The following is a 20,935-nucleotide window of genomic DNA, read 5'->3' on the forward strand; positions in this document are numbered from 1 at the left end:
TTTTCGTTTTATCAATTTTCCGCAATTTTGCGTTACAAAAAATAAACCTAATGAAGTATTTGTTTTCGATTTTATGGATTTTTACCGGTTTTGCTGTATCCGCACAAAGCTTAAATTCAGAAAAAGTGGCGCCGACGATATTTCCGAAAATAAAATCATCAGTGCTGATTCCCGTTCAGATTCCGCTCGCTGAAATTTCGAATATCATTAATGCTTCCACGCCGAACTTGCTTTTCGAGGATAATTCATTTACGGATAACGACAACGATCAGTTTAAAGTAAAAGTCTGGAAAACACGACCAATTCGATTGGTTGGCGGAACTGAACAGAACCTTTTAATAGAAGTTCCACTGAAGATTTGGGCGGAAAAAGGAATCGGAAAATTTGGGCTGTATAACTACCAAAATACCACTTTTGAAACGGTGATGTATTTCAGCACGCAAATTAATTTTCAAAATAACTGGACGGTCGCCACCAAAACTTCACAGCGCGGATTCAAATGGGTGACGAAGCCGGTGTTGGATTACGGTAAAATTAAATTACCGCTAACGTCTTTAATTGAAAGCACTTTGCAGAAACAGCAGGCTGAATTTTCTAAAACCATCGATGAAATGTTGGCGGAACAGCTGAATTTTCAAAAATATGCCGTTTTAGCTTGGAATAATTTTGCACAGCCCTTTAATATTTCGGAAGAATATGATACTTGGTTAAAAGTTTCACCTTTAAATATCAACATCTCGCCGCTGGTTTTTTACCGGGACCGGCTGGATTTTGGAATCGGTATTGAAACGTATTCAGAAACTTTTACCGGCGAAAAACCTGCCGCTTCACCGCTATTGAAAACTGTGGCAAACTTCAAAAAAGTGCCCGAATTGCCGCAAAAATTTGTGCTCCAAACCACCGCAAATATTCCGCTGAAAGAAGCTGAAGAAATTGCCGAAAAAATGTTTCTCGGAAAAGAATTTGATTTCCGCGAAGGAAAATCAAAAATCGTGGTTGATGACGTGAAAATTTCCAGCGTGGAAAACCGCATAATTATGGAAATATCAACGAGCGGTGCTTTAGAAGGAATTTCTACCATTTCCGGAATTCCGGTTTATGACGCGGAAAAAAGGAAAATTACGCTTTCGGAAACGACGTATAAATTATCGACCAAAAATATTTTACATAAAGCTGCAGCATTGCTTTTTAAAGGTAAAATCGTTCATCTAATCGAGACGGAATATGGGATTCCGACCGCTACGATTGAAGATGAGGCGAGAAAAAGCATCGAAGAAGCCTTTAACAAAGAATATTACAAAGGTGTGAAACTCACCGGAAAAGTCTTCGGATTAAAACCTTCCAAAATTCTGCTGAACGGCGAAGTGCTGACGGTTGTTATCGACACCGAAGCGAAACTTGTGTTGAAAATTAGCGGTTTCTAATTTAGACAGAATTAATTTCGGCAATTTTAATAAATTTTCTATATTTGCAAACCCAAATGGTTCTTTGGCCGAGTGGTTAGGCAGTGGTCTGCAACACCATCTACAGCGGTTCGAATCCGCTAGGAACCTCAAAACCCTATTATCTTTTTACGAAGATTTTAGGGTTTTTTATTTTAAGGTGGATTTTGACGCTGCCTGTAAACGTTATTTAAATTTCTAAATTTGTTCAATCCGTAAATTTATTATATGAATAATTATTTCAACCTTCAGGACGGCGAAGAGCAAAAAGAAAAAGTGCTGGCAAATGTGCAGAACAGCATTGTTTTCTCGGGCTCAAATGTTTGGGTTTTAGCCTGTGCTATTGTCATCGCTTCTGTAGGTCTGAATTTAAACTCTACTGCGGTGGTTATTGGCGCGATGCTTATTTCCCCGCTTATGGGACCGATTGTTGGTGCCGGTTTCGCGTTGGCAATGTTCGATTTTAAGTTACTGCGGAAGTCTTTAAAAAATCTCTTGGTATCAACTCTTGTAGGTCTGTTGTTTTCCTCGCTTTATTTCTTTCTGACGCCTTTCAAAGAAGCCCAATCGGAAATTTTGGCCCGTACAGCGCCTAATATTTATGATGTGATCATCGCCTTTTTTGGCGGATTAGTCGGCGTAATTGCTGTAACACGGGTTGAAAAGGGGAATCCAATTCCCGGCGTTGCTATTGCGACAGCGCTCATGCCGCCGCTCTGTACTGCCGGTTATGGTCTGGCAACGGGTAATTTTTCCTTCTTTGGTGGTGCTCTTTTCTTATATGCCATCAATTGCGTTTTTATATGTATCGCGACCTATCTCATCGCTAAATATTTAAAATATCCCGCCGTAGGATTTGTGGATGCAGCCCGCGAAAAAAAAGTACGGAACTGGATTACTTTTATTACCGTTTCCATGATTGTTCCAAGTATTTTCTTTGCGTATAAATTTATTCAGGAACAGCGTTTTAAAGAAAAAGTTTCAGAATACGTTCAAAAAGAATTTGAAAGAAAGAACAACACCATTGTTTACCAAAAAACAACTTATTCTGCCACCGGACAGCGCACCATTGAGCTCGCATTTCTCAACAGGAAATTTACCGCGAAAGAAATCGCAGACGAAAATAAGAAGTTGGAGGCGCTGGGTTTACCAAATACCCGCTTGATTATTCGCCAGGACAGCGCATTTCTTGCCGAAGCCTCCACAAAAAAAATTGCGAATAATGAAATTGAAAATGATTTTTCGAATGTCATTGCTGAGTTAAACGCTTCTGTTGACCGCTATTCTTTCAAAACCGATAACTTATTCAACGAAACCAAGGCGATATTTCCCGAGCTCAGCACCATTTCAGTGGCTAAACAGGAAATTTTCCTTAAAAAAGATTCAACACAAATTATTCCGGTGGCGCTTTATCAAAGTGAAAATGATCTGTCAGATGAGCGAAAAACGCTTCTCGCCGATTGGTTAAAAACAAAATTAAAGGTTGATACGCTGGAAATTTACCGCCGACCTTGATTTTTGAAAGCGGTTAAAAATTTGACTGTAACAGGTTTTAATACATTTTAAATAAATTAACATTTCCTTAACGCTACATTGGTTCCAATTTTGGCATTAGGCTATAACAATCTGAAAATGATTCTTAATTTATAAAAAGTACGTTATGGAAACTATAATTCAAACACCATCAATATTCAAAAAGTTATTTTTAACAGGTTCGCTTTCAGTGCTGATGTTAGCAGCCTGTACAAAGGACAATAAAGTAGCTGAAAAATCTGTAGAGCAACAGAAAATGGAATTCCAGGCAAGACAGCTGGAAATTGAAAAACAGAAATTAGCGATTGAAAAGGAAAAAATCGCCTACGAAACACAGAAAAAACAGGACAGTATTGCTGAAGTCGAAAAAGCGCGTGCTGCCGCTCCAAGACCTCAGGTCATCCGGGAAACCAAAACAGTTTACGTAAACAACACACCGCGACAATCGTCTTCTTCTGGTAATTATTCCAATGACGGCGCTGGTACTACTCAAGCTGCACAACCACAGGGAATGAGTAAAGCTGCTAAAGGTGCTATTATCGGTACCGTTGGTGGTGCTGCAGCCGGTGCGATTATCAGTAAGAAAAACCGTGCTTTAGGTGCCGTAATTGGTGGTGTTGCAGGTGGTGCAACAGGTTATACCATCGGTAGATCGCAGGATAGAAAAGACGGTAGAGTACAACCCCGATAATATTTACATATTTTAATTAAAAGATTGCTTATTTTTAAGCAATCTTTTTTTATGTTTTATATTTTATTGATGCTGATTATACTGCTGCCTGCCTTGGCGGGAATTGGCGCTTTTTCAGCTAAAATTTTTAAAATAACCGATCTTGGTTTGTCACTCACTATTTTAACCGGTGTTTTTTGCTGTACCATACTATGGACCGTGCTCGCGTTCTTTTTTCCACTGAATGTTTATGTGGAAATTCTAACCATAATTATCGGGATTTTTTTCTTTTTTCATTTAAAAAATTACCTGCTTTTTTGGCGATTTTTTTCTAAAAATGCAATTTCTTTTTTGGTGATTTCGTGCATCACCATTTTTTTTGGTTCCTATTATCCGTTTATTTTAGATCATTTCGGATATTACGTTCCGTCAATCAAATGGCTTTCGGAAGTTGGTTTAGTAAAAGGAATTTGTAATTTGGATTTGATGCTTGGGCAGATGTCGCTGTGGCACGTTTTCCAGGCAGGTTTTTCGCATTTTGCAGATCCATTTTTGCGCATCAATGTTTTGGTTTTAATCATCTACACCATTTACATTTTCGATAAAAAATTCTGGGTTCATTTGGCATTTTTTCCGGTTTTGTATTTATTGGTTCAGTCGCCAAGTCCGGATTTGCCGGTAATTGTGTTCTCGCTGATTATTTTAAATGAAATTTTTACCTCAAATAAAAATGCAGGCTTTTTGCTGGCTTATTCGGTTTTCGTTTTTGCTATAAAACCCACAGTTTTGTGGTTGCCGCTTTTTACTTTTTTGTACTCTTTTTTTATTTTAAAAGGTAAGCTGAAAAGCTTGTATTTCGCTGTGGCTGTAATGCTTTTGTTTTTATTTAAAAACCTTTGGACTTTCGGATTTCCAATATTTCCCGCACAATTTTTAGATTTTGGTCTTGCATGGAAACCAAATGATGAATTACTGAAAAATTCTGCAGAAGTCGCGGTTCGGAAAACATTCGATACAAAATATTCCTATGCTGAAATTCAGCACTTTTCAAATTGGGAATATTTTAAAAAGTGGCTGTTTTTAGGCGGAATAAAAGGTAATATTCATATTTTGTTTGTTCTGAGTTTGAGTGGATTTTTTGTTTTCGCTTTTCTTAAAAAATCGAGGTTAGTCTGGTTTCTTTTTATTTCAGTTTTAATTAAAAGTGTGGCGGTTTTTATTTTTTCGGCGCAGTATCGTTTTTTTATCGAAGTATTTTTTGTGCTCTTTTTTGTGCTTTTTTTCGAATTATTATCGAAAAAATTTGCACTGTTCATTTATGGCGCACTATCCATTTTTGTTTTTGCATTTCTCACTTTTCCATCATTGCCGAAGAGCTATTTCCCAAGTTTTAAGCTCGGAAATTACATCACGGGTTTTGATGCAAACCAGTTTTACAAACCATCTTATTTTGCTTTAAAAAAATATAAAACACATCAAATCGGCAACCTTAAATTCAACGTGGTGGATGGTTATATTTATAATTTTGAAACACCAATTCCCACAATTTCTCCGCAATATATCTATGAAGATTTAGAAGCCGGCATTTTCCCGCAGCTCAAAGGCAAAACCGTAAAAAATGGTTTTATATGGCGGAAAATTTCTCCGGAAGAAAAAGAAAAATTGCGAATTATACTCCAAGATTTTGAGTAAATAAATCTTTTCTATCATGCTGAAAGTGCTTAAAAATGCCAATTTATCTCCTTAACTTTGTGAAATGTTCAACTTAGGAAATTTTCTCACGCTTTCTACCTTTGGTGAAAGTCACGGCGCTGCGTACGGCGGCATCATTACCAATTTTCCCGCGGGTTTAGAAATCGATTTAGAAAAAGTTCAGCAGCAGCTGGACCGTCGGCGTCCGGGGCAAAGTGCCATCGTTACACAGCGAAAAGAAAGCGATGAGGTAAAATTCCTCTCGGGAATTTTCGAAGGAAAAACCACAGGAACGCCAATTGGTTTCCAGATTGAGAATGAAGACCAAAAATCGAAAGATTACAACCATATTGCTCAGGCTGCTCGTCCGAGCCACGCAGATTTTACCTACGACCAGAAATTTGGCATTCGCGATTATCGTGGTGGCGGCAAATCTTCAGCGCGCGAAACCGTAAACTGGGTGGTTGCCGGAAGCATGGCGCGACAACTTCTGCCTGAAAATGTAGAAATTTCAGCTTATGTTTCATCGGTTGGTGAAATTTTTTGTGAAAAACCGTATCAGGACCTCGATTTTTCTAAAATCGATTCCAACGAAGTGCGCTGTCCCGACGAAGAAACGGCCGAGCGCATGATTGCAAAGATAAAAGAGATAAAAAAAGAAGGCAACACCATCGGCGGCACGATAACGTGCGTAATTAAAAATTTGCCCATTGGAATTGGTGAACCGGTTTTTGGCAAACTTCAGGCTGAACTCGCCAAATCAATGCTGAATATCAACGCCTGCAAAGGTTTTGAATATGGCAGCGGATTTTGCGGTGCAAAAATGACCGGCATAGAGCACAACGATCTTTTTAATGCTAATTTTACCACCAAAACCAATCTTTCTGGTGGAATACAGGGCGGAATTTCAAACGGAATGGATGTTTATTTCCGCGTAGCTTTCAAACCTGTGGCGACAATTTTACGCCCTCAGGAAAGCTTCGATAAAGACGGAAATCCGATTATAATTGAGGGAAAAGGCCGTCACGATGCATGCGTTTTGCCACGCGCTGTACCGATTGTTGAGAATTTAGCAGCTTTTGTGCTCGCTGATTTGTTTTTGATCAATAAACTACGTAAATTCTCTGTGTGACAATAATCACATGCAAGTGCTATTAATTTCCGGAAATTTGGTAAAAATTTAAAATAATGAATTCAACAACAGTAGACCAAAAAAACAATACATTTCAAAACCTCCAAAATTACTGGCTTGATGCCCTGACTTTCGAAGAATACATGGCTGTTGCCGTGCAAAGAGCGACCAACAATATAATCGAAAACGATCCGTATCAGGAATATTACGATTTGGGTTTGCAGCGTACGAACAGAACGCTGAAAACTTTAAAATTAGATGCAGAGCAGCTTGAAAGAGCACAGGCAAAAAATTTTAACGGCAAAATCCTTATTATTTCTGAACCCTGGTGTGGCGACGCGAGCGCAACAGTGCCGGCAGTTGCCAAATTTTTCGAAGCTTTGGGAAATGATGTTCGTGTATTTCTGCGCGATCAGGACACCTCTCTAATCGATCATTTTCTAACCAACGACACACAGTCTATTCCAAAAGTGATTGTTTTAGATGAAAACTTCAACGTCACCGCAAACTGGGGGCCACGTCCTCAATTCGGAAATGATTTGCTGAAAAAATTCAAAGAAAATCCGGAAACGTATCCGCGCGAGGTTTTCTACAATGATTTGCAGGTGTATTATTCCCGAAACAAAGGAAAAGACGCCGTCGAAGAAATTATCACTTTGCTTTAAACTAAAAATTAATGAACTTTTTAAGGAAAAATGGCTTTTTTATCGTCGCCATGGCTTTCGTGGCGATTCTCTACCTTTTCCCGTCGGTAAAACTGAAACTGAAAGATTTGTTTTTTCCAATTGCCGAGATTGAAAATGCAATTACTTTAAGCGACGAAGATTACGATATTCAGCTGAAAGGAATTAACGTTCCCGATACCAATCTGAAAACTTTGAAAGGCGACAAGCTGGTTTTCCTGAATTTCTGGGGAACCTGGTGTCCACCTTGTCGTGAAGAATGGCCGACGATTGAAAAGCTGTATCAGTCCAGAAAGAATGATGTAGATTTCGTGCTGATAGCCATGCAGGACAAAGAAGAAGATGTGGTGGAGTTTATGAAAAAAAACAATTACACCACTCCCGTTTACATTGCGCAAAGCCCAATTACCAATCATGTTTTGCCCAAAGTTTTTCCAACCACTTTTTTGCTGGATAAAAACGGCAGAATTTTGCTGAAAGAAGACGGTACGAAAGACTGGAATTCCAAATCAGTCCACGAGTTTATCGACAATGTAACCAAATAAATTAACGAATATTTACGAATTCATGGTATAGTATTTGCGAAATACTTGGCGTTTAAAAATACACAAACAAAGATGAAATTATCAAAAATTCAGTTGGCCAGAGAGGCATTTAAGCACAAAGGATTTATCTCGAAAATCCCGGTTATCGTGCGGATGATAAAATCTGCCACCAAAAAAGGCGGTTACAAGCCTCATTTCAAAAACGTAATTGTTCCCGGCCTGGTGCTCGTATATTTAATATCCCCGATAGACTTTCTTCCAGACTTTATCCCTGTAATCGGCGTTTTAGATGATATTGCGCTCCTCGCATTTGCAATTCCGCTGCTGATTACCGAAGCCGAAAAGTTTGTCGCTTGGGAAGCTTCCCGAACCGAAGACAAAGTAATAGACGCCGAGATTATTCATTAAAAAATAAAAATTCCGCTTATTTAAGCGTTTTTTTTTGAAGCAACAAGATTTGTCAGGTGCTCGAAAGGTACAACCCGCTTTCCGTTACTCCCGAACTTTCGGGATCCACTCCAATCGGGGCTAGAAGTCCGGGTTTTCCTTCTTTCAAAAATTGGCCGTTTTAATTCGAAAAAAAACAGGAAATTTGCAGCGTGAAAACTCTCATCTCTATTGTCGGCACCACCGGAATTGGTAAAACAAAACTCGCCATCGATTTAGCAAAATATTTCGAAACCGAAATTATTTCCTGCGATTCGCGGCAATTTTTTCGTGAAATGAAAATCGGAACGGCCACGCCGTCCGCTGAGGAATTAGCTGCAGCTCCACATCATTTTATCGATAATCTTTCGATTCAGGATTATTATTCGATCGGGCAATATGAAAAAGACGCTTTGGAGAAATTAAACCAACTTTTCCAGACAAAAGATATTGTCATTTTAGTCGGCGGAAGCATGATGTACGAAAAAGCTGTGATCGACGGACTTCACGAGCTTCCCGAGGCAAATCCGGAAAATCAGGCCAAATTAGAGCAAATTTTTGCTGACGACGGTATTGAAAAACTTCAGAATATCCTTTCTGATTTTGACCCCGAATATTTCGCGAAAGTAGATATTGAAAATCCGCGCCGCCTTTTCCGCGCGATCGATATCATTTGGCAAACCGGGAAAACTTATACCGAAAACATTTCCGCACAAAGAAAAAACCGCGACTTCAACGTCATTAGAATCGGAATTGAAGCGCCGCGCGAAATCATTTACGACCGAATCAACCGTCGCGTCGACCAAATGCTGGAAAATGGTTTGCTGAAAGAAGCAGAATCTTTAATTCCATTTAAAAATCTAACCGCTTTGCAAACCGTTGGTTATTCTGAACTTTTTAAATATTTCGACAAAACCTGGACTCTAGATTTCGCCGTCGAAGAAATCAAAAAAAATTCCAGAAGATTTGCAAAACGCCAGCTCACCTGGTACCGCAAAGAAGAAAACATCAATTGGGTAAATTTTGAAAATTCCCTCGCGGAATCCTTATCTTTGCTTCAGACTTTAAACCTCAAAAAATAAAACCATGTCAGATACACTTTCAAATATGCTCAAACTCGGGACAAAAGCTCCTTTTTTCGAACTTCCGAATCCGTCGCAAAGCAACGAAATTCAGTCGCTTGAAGATTTAAAAGGTGAAAAAGGAACTTTGGTATTTTTTATGTGTAACCATTGTCCGTTCGTTCTTCACGTCATCGATAAACTGGCGGAACTTTACGAAGATTATCAGGAACAGGGCATTGAATTTATCGCCATTAATTCAAATAATGCCGAAAAATATCCGGCTGATTCACCGGAAAAAATGATCGAATTTCAACACGAAAGAAAATTTGATTTTCCGTATTTATATGATGAAAGTCAAGCAGTTGCAAAAGCGTACGACGCTGCCTGCACGCCGGACTTTTACTTTTTTGATGAAAAACTGGATTTGGTTTACCGCGGCCAAATGGACGATTCGCGGCCGGGAAATAACAAAGAAATTACCGGCGAAGATTTGGTAATCGCCTTTGAAAATCTTTTGGCTGGTGCGCCGCAGGAAGATTTCCAAAAACCAAGCATGGGCTGCAGTATTAAATGGAAATAGCTTTAAAAAATTCAAAAAATTGCCCCTAAAACGGCGATTTTTTTATTTTAAAAAGAGCATAGAATTAAAATTTTGCCCCAAATAACCCGGAATTTTTTAAATTTAAAATAAAAGACAAAGCATAAACTTTGTCTTTTTTATTACCTGAAAAACGGATTATAACTTTTTTCAAAACCAATTGTTGTCGGATTTCCGTGACCGTTGAAAACCTGAGTTTCCGGATCAAGCACAAAAAGTTTATCGGAAATGCTTTTTAACAATTGTTCCGCATCACCTTTATACAGATCGGTTCGGCCGATGCTTCCTTCGAAAAGCACGTCGCCGGAAACCAGAAATTTTTGCTCTTCAGAGTGAAATGTAATGCTTCCCGGCGAATGTCCCGGAACATGAAGAATATTAAATTCGTCACTTCCGAGGCTGATTTTTTCGCTTTCTTGCAAATATGATATTTCACCTTCAAAAGGCTTAAAGAAAAACCCAAAACGATTCGCGTCCATCGGATTTCGGTCCAGGATTTCTTTTTCAATTTCATGCATCAAAACCGGAACTTGGTACAAATCATACATTTTCTGCAAACCCAAAACGTGGTCGATATGTGCGTGCGTCAATAAAATATTCTGAATTTTCAGCTCTTTTTCCTCGATAAATTTCTTTAAAACTTCCGTTTCCTTTTCCGCGAAATTTCCCGGATCAATGATAAACGCCTGCTTTTTATCATTAAAAACAACGTACGTATTTTCAGAAAACGGATTGAAAACAAAAGACTGAATCTGCAACATAAAACTGGATTTTCTACAAAGTTAAACGCTAAATTCAAATTAAAAAATTCTGCACGCTACAATAACTTTCGCTTTCTGCTGTTTAGCAAATATCACCAAAAATATAACTGCTTAAAATTATTTATCTTCGTACAATGAAATTTTTCCACCTTTTTTTATTGCTTTTTGGGTCGCTTTTATTTGCGCAGGATATCCGCAGCATACAGCTTTTCAATCCGCAAACAAACGACGAAACGGGGGTCATTGGTTTTAATGAACAGTTGATTTTACGTTTTGATGATTTTTCGAATTCCAGCACGATTTACCGCTACATGATAAAGCATTTCGACAGAAATTGGCAGGAAGACAACCTTTTTTTTACAGAATTTGCCAACGGCAGTTTAAACGGCTTAATCGACCAGTTTCAGTATTCATTCAACACTTTGCAACCGTATACGCATTATTCTTTAACCTTTCCGAACGAAAAAATTCAGCCTAAAATCTCCGGAAATTTCAAATTGATTGTTTACCAGAATTCTCCGGAAAAACCACTTTTTACCAAGAGATTTTCTGTGGTGGAAAACGGCGCAAATGTCGCGCTGAATATTTCCCGGACTTCCGACATCAGAAATAAAATGGTGAACCAAAGGGTGGAAGTGCAGGCAATTGGTAACGGTTCTTCGATGAATTCAAACCTCAATTCGCTTTCCATCAACGTGCTTCAAAATAACAATTATGAAACCGGAATTTACAATCAGAAACCCAGCTCAACGTTAGGAAATAAGGTGCTTTTTCAGCAAATGAATTTGGCTTTTCCGGGAAATAATGAGTTCTATTATTTCGATAACAAAAACATGAATCAGCCGTTCGATATGGTGGCGCAAACCGAAACGCTGGAAGGTGTAAATTACACGTATCTGCATCCAGTTTGGGCTTTTCCGCTGAATTACCAATATCAGCCGGACGTGAACGGTGCTTTTTATTTCCGACGAAATGATCTTGGCATCGAAAGAAACGCCGACAAAGAAGCCGATTATTCCTGGGTTTATTTTGCCTTGGATTCTGAAAAAACCGACAAAGAAATATTCGTTTTAGGAGCTTTCAATGACTATCTGCCGAGCAAGGAAAACCAAATGTTCTACGATGAAGTTTCAAAAAAATACCTCGCAAAAATCTATTTAAAACAAGGTTTTTACAATTATATTTTGGCCACAAAAAATCCCGATAATTCGCTAAATTTTGGCGAAATCAACGGTAATTTCTGGCAAACCGAAAATTTGTATCAGGCTTTTCTGTATTACACGCCTTTCGGCAGAAACTACGATGGTTTGCTGGGCTACGGAGAATTTCGCGCGGCAAGAAACTAAAAATTCGGGGCAAATCACCCCGAATTTTTTAATTTTCTAAATGCAAATATTTGGCTCTTTCAGACCAAATAAAATTCATTAAGTTTTTCTTCACACAAAGTTTTCACCACTTCAATCCAGCGGTCTTCATCGTTCAAACAGGGAATATAGTGGAAATTTTCACCACCTCCGTGTAGAAACTGCTCTTTGCCTTCCACGGAAATTTCTTCCAGCGTTTCCAAACAATCCGACACAAAAGCCGGACAAACAATCGCCAGATTTTTTATGCCTTTTTTGCCCAAACTTTCCAGGGTTTCATCGGTGTATGGCTCCATCCATTTGTCGTTTCCCAAACGCGACTGGAAGGTTACCATCACTTTTTCTTTCGGTAAATCCAGTTTTTTAATAACTTCTTCGGTCACTTTAAAACACTGGTGACGATAGCAAAACTGATGACTCGGGTTTTGATCGCGCGAACAGCAATCGTTTAGGTTACAGGTATTTGTAGGATCGGTTTTATAAATATGCCGCTCCGGCACGCCGTGATAGGAGAATTGCAGCGCATCGAAATTTTTCGGAAGTTTTTCACGGATACTTTCCGCGAGACAATCAATATAAATTTCGCGGTTATAAAACGGCTGAATATAATTGATCTTAATGTCGGGGAAATGTTTTTTGCGAACTTCCTCGGCTTTGTCGATCACCGTTTCCGTCGTGCTCATCGCGTACTGCGGATAAAGCGGGAAAAGCACAATTTCGGTCACGCCTTGGTCGGTAAGTTTGCGGATTCCCGTTTCTATGCTGGGTTCCGCATAGCGCATCCCAATTTCTACCGGCACTTTGACCATTTTTTCGAGTTTTTTCTTAATCCTTTCGGTGATGAAAATCAGCGGAGAACCTTCGTCCGTCCACACGGTTTTGTAGGCTTCCGCAGATTTCTTCGGTCGCGTGTTCAAAATGATGCCGCGCACCAGCAAAGTCCGGAAAAACCAGCGGTAATCAATCACTTTCTCATCCATTAAAAACTCATCCAGATACTCCTTTACATCCTCAACTTTCGTCGATTTCGGAGACCCGAGGTTCACAAGTAAAATTCCTTTTTTAGACATTTATTTTTTTATTTGGGCGCCTTTTTCCGCCTTCCACTCCCGCTTTTTTATAATTTCCGCTCCGCTTCAATTATAAAAAGAGCTCCGTTCAAGTCGGGGCGCAGCACACATTTTATTTAAAAATTACCGGCTTTTTTGGCAAATTTTTCCACTTTCCAATTCCCACCATCAGCTATCAACCGTCAACTGATCTAACCATTCACCGCTTCCACTTTTTCCACCAGTTCAGGTACAAACTGTTTCAAAAGATTTTCAATTCCGCCTTTCAGCGTCGCGGTAGAACTTGGGCAGCCGGAACACGCGCCTTGTAAAAGCATTTTCGCGGTTTTGGTTTCCGCGTCGTATTCCATCAAAGAAATTTTTCCGCCGTCACCAGCTACTGCCGGAGCTACATATTCATCCAAAATATCAGAAATTTTCTGTTCCGTTTCGGTGTATTCGCGTTTTGCTACGGTCGCTGCGGCTGGACTTTCATGTTTTTGCGCTGCAGTTTTCGAAACTTCACCACCATTTTGCAGGTAATTCGCTACGAAATCGCGCACGGTCACCATTACTTCGTGCCATTCTACGGACACATTTTTGGTCACCGCCACGAAATTATCGGAAATGAAAACTTCTCTCGCGAAGTTGAATTCACCAAAAATGGCTTGTGCCAACGGCACTTCAGCAGCTTCCCTCGGAGATTTCACTTCGATAAAACCGTCAAGCAAAGGTTTGCTGGACACAAATTTCATGACCATCGGATTCGGCGTCATTTCAGCGTACACCAAATATTCCTCAGAATTTTTTTGCTGGTAAATGCGTGGATTTTGGTGTAATTCATCTTCGATGATATGCTGTAACGGTTCCGCGACATTTTCCCAGTCCACGCCGTCCTGTTTTGCCACCGCGATAAAATTTGCGGTGATAAAGATGCGTTCAACGAAAGGATATTTAAAAAGTTCGCGTGCTAAAGGTATTTCTGTAAAGTCTGAATCGCGGTCGAGTTCCAAAGAGCCGGGAATCAGGTTGTAATCTGCTACAAACTTCATCACTTTTGGATTCTCAGTTGGTTCTATAATAATTTGTCTCATTTAATTTGCTTAAATTTGAGTACAAAAATAGGGATTTAGAAGTTAGAAGCCGGCGGTTGAAATTAGATTTTATCAATTCGACATATATTTCTAAAATTCTAAAAATACCCAGTTTGAAACCAATTTATTATATTAACACATTTTGAAATTCCCAAATTGAATTATGGCAATTGTAAAAGAACTTTTAGGTAAAAAACCGGTAATCGGTGCTGATACTTTTTTAGCGGAAACCGCAACCATAATCGGCGACGTCACCATGGGAACGGAATGCAGCATTTGGTATAACGCCGTGGTTCGCGGCGATGTGCATTACATCAAAATGGGTGATAAGGTGAATGTTCAGGACAATGTGATGTTGCACTGCACTTATGAAAAATTCCCGCTGAATATAGGCAATAATGTTTCGATTGGTCACAATGCTATTGTTCACGGCTGCACGATTCATGACAATGTGCTGATCGGTATGGGCGCCATTGTGATGGATGATTGCTTGGTTGAAAGCAACTCCATTGTTGGTGCTGGTTCTGTGGTTACGCAGGGTACGCACATTAAATCCGGTGAAGTTTGGGCTGGCGCACCGGCGAGAAAAATCAAAGATATTTCCGCGGATTTGCTGGAAGGTGAAGTCAACCGTATTGCAAACAATTACGTGAAATATTCTTCCTGGTATAAAGACCCGGAAAAATACCCTGCTATTTAGGCAATTTTTTACTGAACAACTTCAACATCACTTTTAACCAAAACCGCTTTGCCGTTTTCGCAGCGAATTCCGGCTGGTGGCGGTACCATTGCGCAGTCAGACATCAGCTGATATTTTTTGTTAAATTCATCCTGGCGCGCCGTAAAAGTTTTTATTTTTTCCAAAATTTCGTCTTCCATTTTAATGGGATACGCGATGTAAGAACTCGGTCCACCACAAGGTTTTGCACCAATAGGAGATGAGCGCCATTCTGCTGGATCAGTACAAATTTCAATTCCCGCTAATGAATCAATTTCTTTTACTAAAACCGCCAGTCTTTCACGATCAAGCTGCTGGCTGTAATTGTTTTCAGGTTTCAGGGCGATGTCTTTTGGCAAAGTTTCCGGCGCTTTATCACCTTTTTTTGCTTTACAGGAAAAAAGTGTAAAAATGACGAGTGGAATATAAATAAGGTGTTTCATGGTTTTCAGTTGGTGTAAAAAACAAAAATAGCAATTTTTCAATTAAACTAAAACGCGGCTTTTGCTTCGGAGAGTCGGGGCAATTTGCTTAAATTTGGCACATGAATGAATCGCTGTTTAATTTAGCTGAACACACGAACCGCACTATTTTTCTTACCGGAAAAGCCGGAACCGGAAAAACCACTTTCCTGAATGATTTTGTAAAAAAAACACAGAAAAAACACATCGTGGTTGCACCAACCGGAATTGCGGCGATCAACGCGGGCGGCGTTACCATTCATTCCATGTTTGGGTTGCCGCTGCGGACATTTATTCCGACAACCGACCGGATCGACAGTAATTTGGGAAATAATATTGCCGATTTAATGCAGCATTTCAAATACCGGAAAGACAAGTTGAAGCTGTTGCGCGAAATAGAAATCATTATTATCGATGAAGTTTCCATGTTACGCGCTGATGTGCTTGATATGATGGATTTTTCACTGCGCTCCGTCCGTAGAAATCAGCAAAAATTCGGCGGTGTTCAGATGCTTTTTATCGGAGATTTGTACCAGCTTCCCCCGGTGGTTCGCGACGAACATTTTTTATCTAAATATTATAAATCACCGTTTTTCTTTGAAAGTTATGCTTTGAAAGAAATGCCGTTGATCACAATAGAACTTACCACCGTTTACCGCCAGAAAGATGAAAAGTTTCTGGACATTCTAAACGACATCCGCGATGGTGAAGTTGGTGACATCGATTTTGAAACACTGAATTCCAGATATTTACCCGATTTCGAACCGACAGACGAACCTTATGTTTATTTGACTTCGCATAACCGGATGGCGGACGAAATTAACCAGAAAAAGCTGCAGGAACTGAAAGGAAAACCGTATTTCTATTCCGCGGATATTACCGGAAATTTCAATGAAAACCAATATCCGAATGAAGAGGAACTTCAGCTGAAAGTCGGCGCACAGGTCATGTTTATTCGAAATGATGCCAGCGCAGATAAAAAATATTTTAACGGAAAACTCGCGGAAATCATGAGTTTAGACGAAAAGGAAATCACCGTTCTCATTGATGGTGATGACGAAGTTTTCACCTTAAAAAAGGAAACCTGGGAGCAAAAAAAATACGGTTTGGATGCCCAAAAAAATATTACTGAAAATGTGTTGGGGAGCTTTCAGCAATATCCGATCCGGCTCGCCTGGGCGGTAACAATTCACAAATCGCAGGGTTTAACTTTCGACAGGTTGATTATTGATGCCGGAAAATCCTTTGCTTCCGGTCAGGTTTATGTGGCGCTTTCGCGCTGTCGCACGCTGGAAGGAATTGTTTTAAAATCGAAAATCACTCCGAATGTTATTTTCGCGGACCGCCGCGTTTCGCAATTTCAGGATGAAACCAATGCAAATGAGAAAGTGGAAGAAATTCTGCAGGCTGAAAAATATGATTACAGCATTAAAAAAGTCATCCGAAGTCTGGATTGTTTGTGGTTCCGGCATTCGCTTGAAACCTGGTATCAATCCACAAAAACCAGCAAAGCACTCGACAAAAATAAAGCGACTTATCTCTACCAAACTTTAAAACCGAAGATTGAAAATTTCGCTGCGGTTTACCAGAAATTTGAAAAAATTATGGTTCAGAAGAACCAAAAATTTATTCAGGGCGAGGAAGATTGGGCTGAAATCGAAACAAAAGCAAAAGGCGCCGTTAATTTCTTTTTTACGAAAGTGAATTTGGAAATTTTTCAACCGCTTTTGGACTTTTATTCTGAAAATAAAGGCACAAAAGGTTTGAAACAGTATAATGAAGATTTTCGCGTTTTTCTCGATGATCTCGAGGATTATCTGAATGATTTAAAAAAAGTTCACCTTCTGGAAAAACCACTTTTCAATACCGAAAACAACGTTGCTATTTCGACAAAAGTAGCTAAGATTCCGTCGCACATCCTGACTTTTCAGCTTTTTGAAAGCGGAAAAACCATTCCGGAAGTGGCGAAAGAACGCGGTCTGGTTCCGGAAACCATTTATGGACATTTAGCAAAATTCGCGGAGCAGGGTTTACTCGATGTTTCCAGGATTTTTGCCAAAGAAAAGATCAAAATTTTCGAAAATGAATTCAAACAAAACCAGTTCGACTCGCTGAACGAATGGAAAAAAGCGTTACCTAATGACTTTGAGTTTAATGAAATCCGTTTGCTACTGAATCACTTTTTACACAAAAGTGGTCAGTAGTCAGTAAATCAGTAGTCAGTAATCAGTCGAATTTTTTACCGTTTTATCACGATTTTTTTCATTGGTTCCTGCGGCTTTTTGTTCTGGAACTTTTTAATCAAATTGTAAAAAACCAGAAAACCAAAGACAAAAATGCAGATTCTCGAAAGCAAATCACCGGCTCGCGTGTAGAAAGTCTGATGTTCGTACAGATTTATTTTCGCAAAAAGCGTCGTTTTATCGCCATAAAAAGTATCAGCCACCACATCGCCTCTCGCATTGATGTGCGCTGAAATTCCACTGTTTGCCGCGCGGGCAATTTCCCGTCGCGTTTCTATCGCGCGCATTCGTGAGTACGCCATCAGCTGCTTGTGGCCCTGCGTTTCGCCCCACCAGGAATCGTTGGTCATAATGGCGAGAAAATTCGCACCTTTTTTCACATAATCAGTTACGAATTCGCCGTAGATGCTTTCGTAGCAAATGATTGGCGCTAATTTTCCTTCATTAAAAGGGTTTGAAAATGCTTTTCTTTCAGCATCTACGCCCAGAGACGCTGTAGTTCCGCCCAAATTCAGCATTGCGTCACCCAAAAGTGGTTTTAAAACATTGATATACGGGAAAATTTCCACGCCGGGAACCAATTTTCCTTTATGGTAAACTTCCACTTTTTGATTCGGAATAATCTGCACCGCAGAATTATAACTGTCTACAAAAATTTCCTGCGAAGTTTGGTACGCGGTATTTGATTTCTGATTTGCGTCAGGATAAAAACGGTGCGAAGAAATGCCCGTCGCGAAAACGGAGTTTGGATGTTTGGTTAAAAATGACTTCACTGTATTTAAAAGTTCGCTGTCTTCAAATCCGGTTTCGGAAATGGAACCAAATCCAGGAATAGATGTTTCTGGACCGATATAATAATCGATTTTTCCTTTCGAGTTTTCTTCTGCTAAAGTGAGCAAATCGTTTAAAATTGTCAAACTGTCTTTGGAATATTTTTCGGTGTACGGGTTTAATTCCGGCTGAAGCATGAGCACGTTTACCGACCCGCTGGACTTTAAATCGATATTTTGGTATTTAACGCTGGAAATCAGCATGGGCAACAAAATTCCGGCTGCTAAAATTGCAGAATTAAGAATTAAAGATTTGCGTTTTCTGCCGGCTTCCCAGATTCTCAATGTGTAAAATGCGTAAACATTCACCAATAATATCCAGAAACTCCCACCGGTAGCGCCCAACGTATCGTACCACTGAATAATTTTCGGGTAATCGGCGAAGACGTTTCCTAAATTCAACCACGGCCATGTAAGTTCCCAGCTTAGATGAATTTTCTCAAAAACCATCCAAATTGCCACGAAAAAAACCAAACCGAAGTACGTTCCCTGCGAGTTTTTGTACCAATGGTAACATTGAAAAATAAAAGCATAAAACAAAGAATTCAGCACCACGGGAACAACAACTGCGAATAAAGAATTTGAACCATCCGGGTTTTTAGCGCCGTAAAGCCAACCTGTGGTGACGATATTCCAAATAATAAAAGCAAGATAGGAAAGCCCGAAAATCGTGAGACTTTTTTTCTTGAGGTTTGAAAACTTTGAAATGTCATGCTCCAGAATCAGAAGCGGAACGAGCGCAATAAAAATGAAAAACGGGATGCCATAAGTAGGCCAGGAAATGCTCAGCAAAACGGCTGAGAGTAAAGAAAGGATAATATATTTCATTGGTATTTTACGAATTGTATTGGTTTTCAAAGTTAAGATTACTTCGCGGGAAAACCTTAAAATTGAAGCAAATAAAAATCCGAAAAAAATGCTCGTGACGCAAGCAAAAAATAAAAAAAAGCGGTTATTTCCGCTTTTTATTTTTAATTTCTAAAATTTATAAAATGAAAAAATTACCGGTTTTAGCGGCAAATTTTTTTAAAATTCATTTTCAATCTGAATGCTGACGCCATGCATTTCGCCTTTCATCGGCGGGTTTGTTTTGGTTATTTTTATTTTTATGAATTTCACGTGCGAAAATTTCAGTTTGATGTTTTTCAAAATTCTGCCCGCAACATGTTCCATCAATTTGGAATTGATTTTCATTTCCTGGTGAATGATGCCGTTGATTTCAGCATAATTAATGGTATCTGCCAAGTCATCAGTGCCGACCGCTTTCCAAAGATCGGCGTGAACTTCGACATTCAAAATATAATAGGTGCCCAGAATGGTTTCTTCGGGTAAAACGCCATGATACGCGAAAATTTTCAGGTCTTCGATAAATATTTTTGAAGTCATTTACAAACATTTAAAAAATTAAAAAATTGCCTGATTTAACGTCTTATTTTTCATCTCCATCCTTCAACCTATGCGTTAGCCAGCAATAGGGATGGAAGTGGAAATCCCGGACCCGCTGCGGCGGGGAGGAATTGAAACGGACAGCCCGGCTTTTTTTTGCGAAGAGCAAAGAAAGGCAAAAAAGATTGCCCAAAAAATTTGCCCTTTTAAGCCCGAATTTTTATTTGATGGTGGTGGAAAGTTCCAGCATTTTTTCGATGGGCTTCAATGCTTTGAGGCGAAGTTCTTCGTCCATCGTAATTTCCGGAAGTTCATATTTCATGCATAAATAAAGCTTTTCAAGCGTGTTTCTCTTCATGTAAAAACATTCGGAGCAGTTGCAGGATTCGTCGAAAACCAGCGCGGGCATGAGTTTTTTGTGTGGCGCGCGTTTTTTCATTTCGTGTAAAATGCCTTCTTCGGTGGCGACGATAAATTCCTGTGCATCATCTTTTTCCACGAAATTCAACAGTGCGGAAGTGGAACCGACGAAATGTGCGAGATCCAGCACGGCGCTTTCGCTTTCCGGGTGCGCGATGAGTTTGGCGTGTGGATTTTCTGCGAGTTGCTGCGCGATTCTTTCCATGGAGAACGCCTCGTGCACGATGCAGGTGCCGTCCCACAAAATCATATCGCGGCCGGTTTTTTTCATGAGAAATCTACCGAGATTTTTGTCCGGTGCGAAAATAATCGGTCGGTCCGTCGGTAACGACCGGATGATGGTTTCGGCATTTGAGCTGGTGACGATAATATCGGATTCTGCCTTTGTTTCTGCGTTACAGTTGATGTAAGTTGCGATGAGCGCGTCGGGATGTTTGGCGCGCATGGCACGTAAACCTTCACCGCTACAGCCATCTGCAAGCGAACAACCGGCTTGCGTGTCCGGAAGTACGACTTTTTTGCTCGGATTTAAAATTTTCGCGGCTTCTGCCATAAAATGGACGCCACAAAAAGCGATCATATCTGCATCGGTATCTTTTGCGGCGCGCGCGAGCTGAAGCGAATCGCCAAGATAATCTGCAATATCCTGGATTGCCGGCGGCTGGTAATAATGTGCCAGAATAACGGCGTTTTTTTCTTTTTTGAGGTCCAGAATCGCCTGCACCAAATCGTCGCCTTGCGGAATGATGAGGTCATCAATTTTCAGAAATCCGCGAACGGGAAGATTTGCTTTGGCTTTATTTAAATTTTCGGTGCTCATGGTA

Annotated in this window: 20 protein-coding genes and 1 tRNA gene; 14 read left to right on the forward strand and 7 right to left on the reverse strand. The window is 39.9% G+C overall.

Going from position 1 to position 20,935, the window contains the following annotated elements; translation table 11 throughout:
* The first annotated feature begins 50 nt into the window (after positions 1-50).
* From OA84_RS04435 to OA84_RS04485, 11 genes are all read left to right on the forward strand, one after another.
* Complete coding sequence (locus tag OA84_RS04435) at positions 51-1,424, forward strand: DUF4403 family protein (RefSeq protein ID WP_052252177.1); 1,374 nt, start codon at positions 51-53, stop codon at positions 1,422-1,424.
* A gap of 58 nt (positions 1,425-1,482) precedes the next feature.
* Positions 1,483-1,553: transfer RNA gene (locus OA84_RS04440), tRNA-Cys, on the forward strand.
* 117 nt (positions 1,554-1,670) lie between these two features.
* Positions 1,671-2,957, forward strand: coding sequence for a DUF389 domain-containing protein (locus OA84_RS04445; protein WP_039343062.1), 1,287 nt, complete (start codon positions 1,671-1,673; stop codon positions 2,955-2,957).
* A gap of 145 nt (positions 2,958-3,102) precedes the next feature.
* The gene (locus tag OA84_RS04450; RefSeq protein ID WP_039343065.1) at positions 3,103-3,666 is read left to right on the forward strand and encodes a YMGG-like glycine zipper-containing protein; all 564 of its coding nucleotides are present in this window, start codon (positions 3,103-3,105) and stop codon (positions 3,664-3,666) included.
* A 51-nt stretch (positions 3,667-3,717) separates the two neighbouring features.
* Positions 3,718-5,337, forward strand: coding sequence for an LIC_10190 family membrane protein (locus tag OA84_RS04455; RefSeq protein WP_039343068.1), 1,620 nt, complete (start codon positions 3,718-3,720; stop codon positions 5,335-5,337).
* 64 nt (positions 5,338-5,401) lie between these two features.
* Positions 5,402-6,469, forward strand: coding sequence for a chorismate synthase (gene aroC / locus OA84_RS04460; protein WP_039343071.1), 1,068 nt, complete (start codon positions 5,402-5,404; stop codon positions 6,467-6,469).
* 56 nt (positions 6,470-6,525) lie between these two features.
* Positions 6,526-7,134 carry a thioredoxin family protein gene (locus tag OA84_RS04465; protein ID WP_052252112.1) on the forward strand — a complete coding sequence of 203 codons (609 nt, stop codon included), beginning with the start codon at positions 6,526-6,528 and terminating at the stop codon, positions 7,132-7,134.
* Between the two features lie 11 nt (positions 7,135-7,145).
* Positions 7,146-7,697, forward strand: coding sequence for a TlpA family protein disulfide reductase (locus OA84_RS04470; RefSeq protein WP_039343073.1), 552 nt, complete (start codon positions 7,146-7,148; stop codon positions 7,695-7,697).
* A 72-nt stretch (positions 7,698-7,769) separates the two neighbouring features.
* The gene (locus tag OA84_RS04475; RefSeq protein ID WP_039343076.1) at positions 7,770-8,105 is read left to right on the forward strand and encodes a YkvA family protein; all 336 of its coding nucleotides are present in this window, start codon (positions 7,770-7,772) and stop codon (positions 8,103-8,105) included.
* A 191-nt stretch (positions 8,106-8,296) separates the two neighbouring features.
* A complete protein-coding gene (gene miaA, locus OA84_RS04480) occupies positions 8,297-9,205 on the forward strand; it encodes a tRNA (adenosine(37)-N6)-dimethylallyltransferase MiaA (protein ID WP_039343079.1) in 909 nt (302 codons plus the stop codon).
* A 4-nt stretch (positions 9,206-9,209) separates the two neighbouring features.
* Positions 9,210-9,767 (forward strand): thioredoxin family protein, encoded by a 558-nt coding sequence (locus OA84_RS04485; RefSeq protein ID WP_039343082.1) that lies wholly within the window; start codon positions 9,210-9,212, stop codon positions 9,765-9,767.
* Between the two features lie 140 nt (positions 9,768-9,907).
* Here the strand turns inward: OA84_RS04485 and OA84_RS04490 are convergent, their stop codons facing one another.
* Entirely contained in the window at positions 9,908-10,546 is a 639-nt protein-coding gene (locus OA84_RS04490; RefSeq protein WP_039343084.1) for an MBL fold metallo-hydrolase, read from the reverse strand.
* A 134-nt stretch (positions 10,547-10,680) separates the two neighbouring features.
* Between OA84_RS04490 and OA84_RS04495 the strand changes: the two genes are divergently transcribed.
* Positions 10,681-11,892 (forward strand): type IX secretion system plug protein, encoded by a 1,212-nt coding sequence (locus tag OA84_RS04495; RefSeq protein WP_039343086.1) that lies wholly within the window; start codon positions 10,681-10,683, stop codon positions 11,890-11,892.
* Between the two features lie 59 nt (positions 11,893-11,951).
* Here the strand turns inward: OA84_RS04495 and hemH are convergent, their stop codons facing one another.
* Together hemH and OA84_RS04505 are read right to left on the reverse strand one after the other, a co-directional pair.
* The gene (gene hemH / locus OA84_RS04500) at positions 11,952-12,980 is read right to left on the reverse strand and encodes a ferrochelatase (protein ID WP_039343088.1); all 1,029 of its coding nucleotides are present in this window, start codon (positions 12,978-12,980) and stop codon (positions 11,952-11,954) included.
* A 191-nt stretch (positions 12,981-13,171) separates the two neighbouring features.
* Positions 13,172-14,053 (reverse strand): NifU family protein, encoded by an 882-nt coding sequence (locus OA84_RS04505; protein ID WP_039343091.1) that lies wholly within the window; start codon positions 14,051-14,053, stop codon positions 13,172-13,174.
* A 163-nt stretch (positions 14,054-14,216) separates the two neighbouring features.
* Here OA84_RS04505 and OA84_RS04510 point away from each other — a divergent pair, with 163 nt between their 5' ends.
* Positions 14,217-14,753 carry a gamma carbonic anhydrase family protein gene (locus OA84_RS04510; protein WP_039343094.1) on the forward strand — a complete coding sequence of 179 codons (537 nt, stop codon included), beginning with the start codon at positions 14,217-14,219 and terminating at the stop codon, positions 14,751-14,753.
* A gap of 8 nt (positions 14,754-14,761) precedes the next feature.
* Here the strand turns inward: OA84_RS04510 and OA84_RS04515 are convergent, their stop codons facing one another.
* Positions 14,762-15,214, reverse strand: a complete 453-nt coding sequence (locus OA84_RS04515; protein WP_052252113.1) for a hypothetical protein — start codon at positions 15,212-15,214, stop codon at positions 14,762-14,764.
* Positions 15,215-15,315: 101 nt separating this feature from the next.
* Here OA84_RS04515 and OA84_RS04520 point away from each other — a divergent pair, with 101 nt between their 5' ends.
* Complete coding sequence (locus OA84_RS04520) at positions 15,316-17,436, forward strand: helix-turn-helix domain-containing protein (RefSeq protein ID WP_039343098.1); 2,121 nt, start codon at positions 15,316-15,318, stop codon at positions 17,434-17,436.
* A 35-nt stretch (positions 17,437-17,471) separates the two neighbouring features.
* Here OA84_RS04520 and lnt read toward each other — a convergent pair whose 3' ends face one another.
* From lnt to nadA, 3 genes are all read right to left on the reverse strand, one after another.
* Complete coding sequence (gene lnt / locus OA84_RS04525; protein WP_039343101.1) at positions 17,472-19,133, reverse strand: apolipoprotein N-acyltransferase; 1,662 nt, start codon at positions 19,131-19,133, stop codon at positions 17,472-17,474.
* Positions 19,134-19,331: 198 nt separating this feature from the next.
* Complete coding sequence (gene folB, locus OA84_RS04530; RefSeq protein WP_039343104.1) at positions 19,332-19,691, reverse strand: dihydroneopterin aldolase; 360 nt, start codon at positions 19,689-19,691, stop codon at positions 19,332-19,334.
* Between the two features lie 220 nt (positions 19,692-19,911).
* A complete protein-coding gene (gene nadA, locus OA84_RS04535; protein ID WP_039343106.1) occupies positions 19,912-20,931 on the reverse strand; it encodes a quinolinate synthase NadA in 1,020 nt (339 codons plus the stop codon).
* Positions 20,932-20,935 lie beyond the last annotated feature (4 nt).

The organism is Kaistella solincola (assembly GCF_000812875.1).
In the GTDB taxonomy this organism is placed as follows: Bacteria; Bacteroidota; Bacteroidia; order Flavobacteriales; family Weeksellaceae; genus Kaistella; species Kaistella solincola.

Excerpts from the sequence above, each read along its gene's own strand:
- OA84_RS04505 (WP_039343091.1), bottom strand. The coding sequence starts at position 14,053 with ATGAGACAAATTATTATAGAACCAACTGAGAATCCAAAAGTGATGAAG.
- OA84_RS04490 (WP_039343084.1), bottom strand. The coding sequence starts at position 10,546 with ATGTTGCAGATTCAGTCTTTTGTTTTCAATCCGTTTTCTGAAAATACG.
- folB (WP_039343104.1), bottom strand. The coding sequence starts at position 19,691 with ATGACTTCAAAAATATTTATCGAAGACCTGAAAATTTTCGCGTATCAT.
- hemH (WP_039343088.1), bottom strand. The coding sequence starts at position 12,980 with ATGTCTAAAAAAGGAATTTTACTTGTGAACCTCGGGTCTCCGAAATCG.
- OA84_RS04450 (WP_039343065.1), top strand. The coding sequence starts at position 3,103 with ATGGAAACTATAATTCAAACACCATCAATATTCAAAAAGTTATTTTTA.
- OA84_RS04495 (WP_039343086.1), top strand. The coding sequence starts at position 10,681 with ATGAAATTTTTCCACCTTTTTTTATTGCTTTTTGGGTCGCTTTTATTT.
- OA84_RS04485 (WP_039343082.1), top strand. The coding sequence starts at position 9,210 with ATGTCAGATACACTTTCAAATATGCTCAAACTCGGGACAAAAGCTCCT.
- aroC (WP_039343071.1), top strand. The coding sequence starts at position 5,402 with ATGTTCAACTTAGGAAATTTTCTCACGCTTTCTACCTTTGGTGAAAGT.
- OA84_RS04475 (WP_039343076.1), top strand. The coding sequence starts at position 7,770 with ATGAAATTATCAAAAATTCAGTTGGCCAGAGAGGCATTTAAGCACAAA.
- OA84_RS04435 (WP_052252177.1), top strand. The coding sequence starts at position 51 with ATGAAGTATTTGTTTTCGATTTTATGGATTTTTACCGGTTTTGCTGTA.
- OA84_RS04510 (WP_039343094.1), top strand. The coding sequence starts at position 14,217 with ATGGCAATTGTAAAAGAACTTTTAGGTAAAAAACCGGTAATCGGTGCT.
- lnt (WP_039343101.1), bottom strand. The coding sequence starts at position 19,133 with ATGAAATATATTATCCTTTCTTTACTCTCAGCCGTTTTGCTGAGCATT.
- OA84_RS04465 (WP_052252112.1), top strand. The coding sequence starts at position 6,526 with ATGAATTCAACAACAGTAGACCAAAAAAACAATACATTTCAAAACCTC.
- OA84_RS04470 (WP_039343073.1), top strand. The coding sequence starts at position 7,146 with ATGAACTTTTTAAGGAAAAATGGCTTTTTTATCGTCGCCATGGCTTTC.
- OA84_RS04455 (WP_039343068.1), top strand. The coding sequence starts at position 3,718 with ATGTTTTATATTTTATTGATGCTGATTATACTGCTGCCTGCCTTGGCG.
- nadA (WP_039343106.1), bottom strand. The coding sequence starts at position 20,931 with ATGAGCACCGAAAATTTAAATAAAGCCAAAGCAAATCTTCCCGTTCGC.
- OA84_RS04445 (WP_039343062.1), top strand. The coding sequence starts at position 1,671 with ATGAATAATTATTTCAACCTTCAGGACGGCGAAGAGCAAAAAGAAAAA.
- OA84_RS04515 (WP_052252113.1), bottom strand. The coding sequence starts at position 15,214 with ATGAAACACCTTATTTATATTCCACTCGTCATTTTTACACTTTTTTCC.
- OA84_RS04520 (WP_039343098.1), top strand. The coding sequence starts at position 15,316 with ATGAATGAATCGCTGTTTAATTTAGCTGAACACACGAACCGCACTATT.